Here is a 6,342-nt window from a genome sequence, read left to right as displayed (position 1 = left end):
CGGCCCAGAGGCCGCCAAGACAACCCGAGCGAGAAAATGTTAGCGTGCTTGCAATCAAGCCCCGACGAGCCTAAGCCCAATGAAAAAAACAGTCCTGGCCTTCAGCCGCATCACCCCGCCCATGATCGAACGCCTGCAAGAAGAATTCGACGTCATCGTCCCCAACCCCAAGACCGGTGACATCAACGCCCAGTTCAACGAAGCCCTGCCCCACGCCCACGGCCTCATCGGCGTCGGCCGCAAACTCGGCCGCGAGCAACTGCAAACCGCGACAAAACTCGAAGTGGTCTCCAGCGTCTCGGTCGGCTACGACAACTACGACCTCGACTACTTCAACGAACGCGGAATCATGCTCACCAACACCCCCGACGTGCTCACCGAAAGCACCGCCGACCTCGCCTTCGCCCTGATCATGAGCAGCGCCCGCCGCGTCGCCGAACTCGACGCCTGGACCAAGGCCGGGCAATGGCAGGCCAGCGTCGGCGCCCCGCTGTTCGGCACTGATGTGCACGGCAAGACCCTCGGCATCGTCGGCATGGGCAACATCGGCGCCGCTGTCGCCCGGCGCGGGCGCTTCGGCTTCAACATGCCGATCATCTACAGCGGTAACAGCCGCAAGACCGAACTGGAACAGGAGCTCGGCGCGCAGTTCCGCAGCCTCGATGAGCTGCTGGCCGAAGCCGATTTCGTTTGCCTGGTGGTGCCGTTGAGCGACAAGACTCGCCACCTGATCAGCCATCGCGAACTGGCGCTGATGAAGCCGAGCGCGATCCTGGTCAACATCTCGCGCGGCCCGGTGGTCGACGAACCGGCACTGATCGAAGCCCTGCAAAACAACCGCATCCGTGGCGCCGGGCTGGACGTCTACGAAAAAGAACCGCTGACCGAATCGCCGCTTTTCCAGTTGAAAAACGCCGTGACCCTGCCGCACATCGGCTCGGCCACCACCGAAACCCGCGAAGCCATGGCCAACCGCGCCCTGGCCAACCTGCGCAGCGCCCTGCTCGGCGAACGGCCGCAGGACCTGGTCAACCCGCAGGTCTGGCGCGGCTGAAAAAAAGGGCCAGCGCAACATTGCGCTGGCCCTCACCTTACATAACTTGCAACCGAACAAGAACGCCAGACCAAGTAACTGCCATATAAGCTCTCGCAACTTATCAACTCATTGATTAATTGCCATGGAGAGCCAATCCCGTGAACACCCTGACCACCGACAAACTCATTCGTTACAGCAAAGTCATCCTGATGGCTTATATAAGTTTCTTTGGCCTGCTGGTGATGATTCATAACTTCACTGACTACGAGTCCAACTACACTTACGTTGCACATATCCTGAGCATGGACACCACCAACTCCAGTGAAAACATCATGTATCGCGCGATCGATTCGCCGATGATCCATCACCGGATCTACTGGTTCATCATCACCATGGAAGTCACCTATACAGTGCTTTGCCTGATCGGTACTTGCCAGTTGTATCGCTACATCGATGCATCGCCAGCGGCATTCCATGAAGCCAAGAAATTTTCGATCATGGGCATATTGGTTGCCATCTTCATTTATTACGTGTGTCTGCAAACTGTAGGTGTCGAATGGTTCGACATGGACACTTCGCAATCCTGGAATGCCAAGGACTGGGCAAGGCATATTGTCGACTTCATCTTCCCGGTGATGATCTACATCACTTTGAAAGTTGAGCGCTGAGTATCAGCGCTCGCTTTATCAAGCCAACTTCCCTTGAGCCGCAGACAACAGCACTTTCGGTTTACGAAACACCAGCACGTTGCCCAGCATCACCAGCACCAGCCCGACCAACGCCGGTGTTGTCCATTGATATCCTTCGGCAAACGCCGACACGTTCAGCGCCACCACCGGGAACAGCACCGTGCAATAAGCCGCCCGCTCCGGCCCCATGCGCCCGACCAACGTGAGATAGGCAGTGAAGCCGATCACCGAGCCGGGAATCACCAGATACAACAGCGCCCCGACATAACGCGGCGACCAGTCCATGTCGAAGGGGATGCCTTTGAACAGACACCACACCGTCAGCATCGCTGCGCCGTAAGCCATGCCCCAGGCGTTGGTGGTCAGCGGTCGCAATCCCGCTTTCTGTTGCAGACTCGAGAGCATATTGCCGGCGGAAAAACACAAGGTGCCGCATAACGCCAATCCAAGGCCGAGCAGGGTTTGCGGGCTGGCCTCATGCCCGGCCAGTTCCGGCCAGAACAACAGCCCCAGACCTGACAGCCCCAACGCACCGCCCAGCAACACATTGCGCGCAATGCGCTGGCCGAAGAACACCCGCGCATTCAGCGCGTTCCACAGCGTTGCCGTGGAAAACACCACCGCCACCAGCCCGCTGGGAATCCACTGGCTGGCCGTCAGAAAGCACATGAAGTTCACGCAGAACAGGCACAAACCCTGTGCCACGCAGATCAAATGTCCACGGCGGTTCATCGGTTGCAGGCGCCGGCTGAGCAGCAACAGTGCAAACAGCACCAGCGCGGCAAGGCCGAAGCGATAGACAATCGACACCGGGATTTCGACCACGCCCAATTGCCATTTCAAGGCAATCCAGGTGGTGCCCCAGATCAGCACGGTCAGCAGGTACAACGACAGGTTCATGGCACACACTCCTTAAGCAGGCCTTGAGTGTCTGCCTCGGGCGTCATTCGGCGCTTGCACAATCTTGCGCTTTTGTCTGGCGCCAGGCTGGCAGCGCTGCGTCTACGGAGTAGGATGCAAGGCGTTGGAGAGAACCGAACATGGCCGCTATCGATACCCTGCAAGTCTTTCAAGCCCTCAACCGCTCGCCGAATGCACGTCTGGTGCACAGCGCCGAGCTCGGTGACGGCATGTCTGCGGCCTTGTGGACCAACCACCACGATGCCCAGGAATACGAAGCGCCAAGTCATCACACGCTGTCGTGCTACGTCGCCGGCGGCACCGGCACCTTCCGTCGTGGCCAGCCGGGCCGCAAGGGCGGGCCGGACAAGCTGTGCATCCTGCCGGCCGATCATGAATCGGGCTGGGTGATCAATGGCGATATCCGTCTGGCGCACCTGTATTTCAGCGCCGAACAATTCGCCCTCGGTTGCGTGACGTTGCTTGATCGCGAGCCGCGCGAGATGCAATTACGCGAGCAGACCTTTCTCGAAGATCCGCAGCAGGCGCAGCGCTTCCGGCAATTGCTGAATCTGAACTGGCAAGAGCCGGCCGAGCGCTTGCTGACCAGCAGCCTCGCCCATGAATTGATCAGCCACACGCTGCTCAGCCAGGTGGGTGCGCGTCAGGGCTTGCGCCTCAAGGGCGGGTTGGCACCGCATCAGCGCCGACAACTGGTGGAGTTCATCGACAACCAGTTGAGCGAAGCCATCAGCCTCGGGCAACTGGCCGGGCTGTGTGCGCTGTCGGAATATCACTTTGCACGGATGTTTCGCGTCAGCTTCGGGCTACCGCCGCACCAGTACGTGCTGGCGCGGCGCTTGAGCCGGGCGCGGGAATTGTTGCGCGGCACGGCGTTGCCGCTTGGCGAGATTGCGCTGGCGTGCGGGTTTGCCAGTGCCAGCCATTTTACTAATCGGTTCAGGCAGGTTTTGGGTGGGACGCCGGGCGAGTATCGGCAGGCGTTTTTGCGGTAACCCCATTCCCCTCACCCCAGCCCTCTCCCAGAGGGAGAGGGGGCCGACCGAGGTGTCTTGCGGTGTACATCGACCTGAAAAATCGCATCGATTATGGATTCCAAGCATTACTTTCAGGTCGGTGTATCTCTCGAATATCCCACGGTCAGTCCCCTCTCCCTCCGGGAGAGGGCTAGGGTGAGGGGCTTTTGGTCTTGCCTCAAAACTCCAGAGTGCTGGAAAGCGAAACCTGCCGCGAATCCCCCATCGACACAAAGAAGCGGCTCGCCGACGAGGTGTAATAGGTGCGATCAAACAGATTCTTCACGTTCAACTGAAACTTGACCTTCTGCCCCTCAACCGTCGTGTCGTAAGTGGCAAACGCATCCGCCACGGTGTAGCTCGGCAGATCGAAATCATTCACCGCATTGCCTGCGCGTTCGCCGACGTACCGCGCACCGGCACCGACACGCAACTGATCACCACCAAACACATTGCCGAAGTCATACACCGCCGACAGCGAGCCGGAACTCTTCGCTACGTTTTGCAGGCGCTTGCCTTTGTATTCCGGGTCTTCGGTGACTTCGGCATCGGTGTAGGCGTAGCTGCCGATCAGGTTCCAGCGCTCGCTGAGTTGCCCGCTCAGGTCAACTTCCAACCCACGGGAACGCACCTCGCCTGCCGCACTGTAAATCGTTGTCGGGCCTTCGGAGTTGGCCACCAGCACGTTGCGTTTCTTGATGTCGAACAGCGCGATATTGCCGGTGATGCTGCCGGGCATATCCAGCCGCGCCCCCAGCTCCCACGACTTGGCTTCTTCTGGCGCAATGCTGCCGTCGAGCACGGTACTGCTGCCGCTCAGCGGGGCGATGGTCGAGTTAGGTTTGAACGATTCGGTGTAGCTGCCGTAGAACGACAGCGCGTCGGTGTAGCGATACACCAGCCCTGCGCGCGGCACCCACTTCTGCCCGTTGCTGTCGGTATTGGCCTTGAACGGCACGCCTTTGCCGGCGTACTGGTCGTACTCTTGAAAACGTCCGCCAGCGACCAGGATCCACTGCTCGTTGAGGTGAATCGAATCCTGCAGGAACAGCGAATCGCTGCGCAGCTTATCGGTCTGCGCGCTGTCGGGCGCACTCACCGTAGTGCCCATCACTTCGCGGCCATACACCGGGTTGAGATAGCTGAACGTGGTCAGGCTTTTCTGCCGGATCAGATCCTCGCGGTAGATCTTGCGGTATTCATCATCAACACCGAACACCAGATCATGCTGCATGCCCAGCACATTCACTTTGCCTTCGAGGCTGGCGGTGGTGAAGCGGTCGGTGCTGATCGCATTCTGGGTGCCGTCCATGCTGCGCGTCAGTGTGCCTTTGTTGGTGTCGATCGCCGTCACGCGCACCTGGCTGGCGTCGTAGGTTTCGCGGTTCCAGCTGTAGCCGAAGTGGGCTTTCCAGTCGTCGTTGAGTTCATGGTCGGCCTCGAAATGGTAGAGGTCCGAGCGCCCTTCCATGTCGTTGAACGGCTCGTCGAGACGCTGCTTGCGCGAGATATCCAGCGGATGGTTGGTGCGCGGATCGATCAGCGTGCCACGGTCGAAGGGGGCGAGAAATTCGCGGTGCTCGTAGGCGAACAACAGCTTGGTGCGCTCGCCGTACCAGGCCAGCGACGGTGCGATCAGCGTCTCGCGGTGAGTGCCGAAGTTGCGCCAGTAATCTTCGTCTTCATGATCGACGACCATGCGATAGGCGAAGCCGGAATCGCCCAGCGCGCCGGTGCTGTCGAAGGCGCCGCCGCTGCCGTTCTTGCCGTCACCGTAGGTCGAACCGCGTACGGTCACGGCGTTGTACTGGGTCAGTTCCGGCTTCTTGCTGACCAGGTTGACCACACCACCCGGATCCTGAATCCCGTAGAGCAACGAGGCCGGGCCCTTGAGCACTTCGACGCGATCCACGGTCGCGTTCATGCCACGGCCCTGCACCAGCGGCATGCCGTCGCGCATGATCGAGCCGTTGCGGTTGTCACCGAAACCGCGAGTCATCACCGAGTCTTGGGTACTGCCCAAGGTGTTGCCCTGGGTGATGCCGCTGACATTGGCCAGCGCGTCGTCGAGATTGCGCGGCGCCTGATCGCGAATGACCTGCGCCGGGATGACATTGACCGTCTGCGGAATTTCTTGCAGCGGCGCCGATGAGCGCATCACCGAACTGGTTTCCGGTGGCTGATAACTCATCGATTCGTCGCGCGTGGACGTGATGGTGGTGGCGCCGAGATTGAGCGCGCCTGCGGTCGGCATCGGCTCCAGCGCCAGGGTATGACTGTCGGTGCGGCGAAAGCTCAGGCCGGAGTTGCCGAGCAGGCGTTGCAGGGCCTGTTCGGCGCTCATCTGGCCGTTGACTGCCGGAGCATTGAGGCCGTACGGCGCTTCGTCGATGTAGACCACGCTCTGCCCGGTCACGCGGCTGAAGTCGCTCAGGGCCTGAGGCAACGGTTTGGCGGCGAGGGCAAAATTGAATTGCTGCTGCGCCTGATTGCTCACCGCTTCTGTCGCCAGCGCGATACTCATCGGCAGCAATGCCAACGCGGAAAAACTCAGCGCCGACATGCCCAACCACTGTTTGACCGAACCGGATTTTGCCCTGGACTTCATTGCTCAATGACCTGTGTAGAACCGCAACGGATGCGAATGGCTCGCAGTTTCAGTCACTACACGGATGGGGCT

Annotated in this window: 5 protein-coding genes; 3 read left to right on the top strand and 2 right to left on the bottom strand. The window is 60.0% G+C overall.

What is annotated here, in order from left to right; all coding sequences use genetic code 11:
* Positions 1 to 79: 79 nt before the first annotated feature.
* Complete coding sequence (locus tag D6877_RS28300) at positions 80 to 1,054, top strand: D-glycerate dehydrogenase (RefSeq protein ID WP_130912817.1); 975 nt, start codon at positions 80 to 82, stop codon at positions 1,052 to 1,054.
* Between the two features lie 140 nt (positions 1,055 to 1,194).
* A complete protein-coding gene (locus D6877_RS28295) occupies positions 1,195 to 1,704 on the top strand; it encodes a DUF2165 domain-containing protein (RefSeq protein WP_130912816.1) in 510 nt (169 codons plus the stop codon).
* Positions 1,705 to 1,722: 18 nt separating this feature from the next.
* Here D6877_RS28295 and D6877_RS28290 read toward each other — a convergent pair whose 3' ends face one another.
* On the bottom strand, positions 1,723 to 2,625 hold the full coding sequence (locus tag D6877_RS28290; RefSeq protein ID WP_130912815.1) for a DMT family transporter: 903 nt from the start codon (positions 2,623 to 2,625) through the stop codon (positions 1,723 to 1,725).
* Positions 2,626 to 2,765: 140 nt separating this feature from the next.
* On the opposite strand from D6877_RS28290, the gene D6877_RS28285 reads away from it, so the two are divergent.
* Positions 2,766 to 3,641 (top strand): AraC family transcriptional regulator, encoded by an 876-nt coding sequence (locus D6877_RS28285; protein ID WP_130912814.1) that lies wholly within the window; start codon positions 2,766 to 2,768, stop codon positions 3,639 to 3,641.
* Positions 3,642 to 3,840: 199 nt separating this feature from the next.
* Here the strand turns inward: D6877_RS28285 and D6877_RS28280 are convergent, their stop codons facing one another.
* Complete coding sequence (locus D6877_RS28280) at positions 3,841 to 6,270, bottom strand: TonB-dependent receptor (RefSeq protein WP_130912813.1); 2,430 nt, start codon at positions 6,268 to 6,270, stop codon at positions 3,841 to 3,843.
* Positions 6,271 to 6,342: the final 72 nt, after the last annotated feature.

Source organism: Pseudomonas sp. Sample_9 (assembly GCF_004307535.1).
Taxonomy (GTDB): domain Bacteria; phylum Pseudomonadota; class Gammaproteobacteria; order Pseudomonadales; family Pseudomonadaceae; genus Aquipseudomonas; species Aquipseudomonas mercuritolerans.
The sequence above is the reverse complement of the archived record's forward strand: the minus strand, read 5'-3'. Positions and strand labels throughout refer to the sequence as shown.

Excerpts from the sequence above, each read along its gene's own strand:
- D6877_RS28285 (WP_130912814.1), top strand. The coding sequence starts at position 2,766 with ATGGCCGCTATCGATACCCTGCAAGTCTTTCAAGCCCTCAACCGCTCG.
- D6877_RS28300 (WP_130912817.1), top strand. The coding sequence starts at position 80 with ATGAAAAAAACAGTCCTGGCCTTCAGCCGCATCACCCCGCCCATGATC.
- D6877_RS28290 (WP_130912815.1), bottom strand. The coding sequence starts at position 2,625 with ATGAACCTGTCGTTGTACCTGCTGACCGTGCTGATCTGGGGCACCACC.
- D6877_RS28280 (WP_130912813.1), bottom strand. The coding sequence starts at position 6,270 with ATGAAGTCCAGGGCAAAATCCGGTTCGGTCAAACAGTGGTTGGGCATG.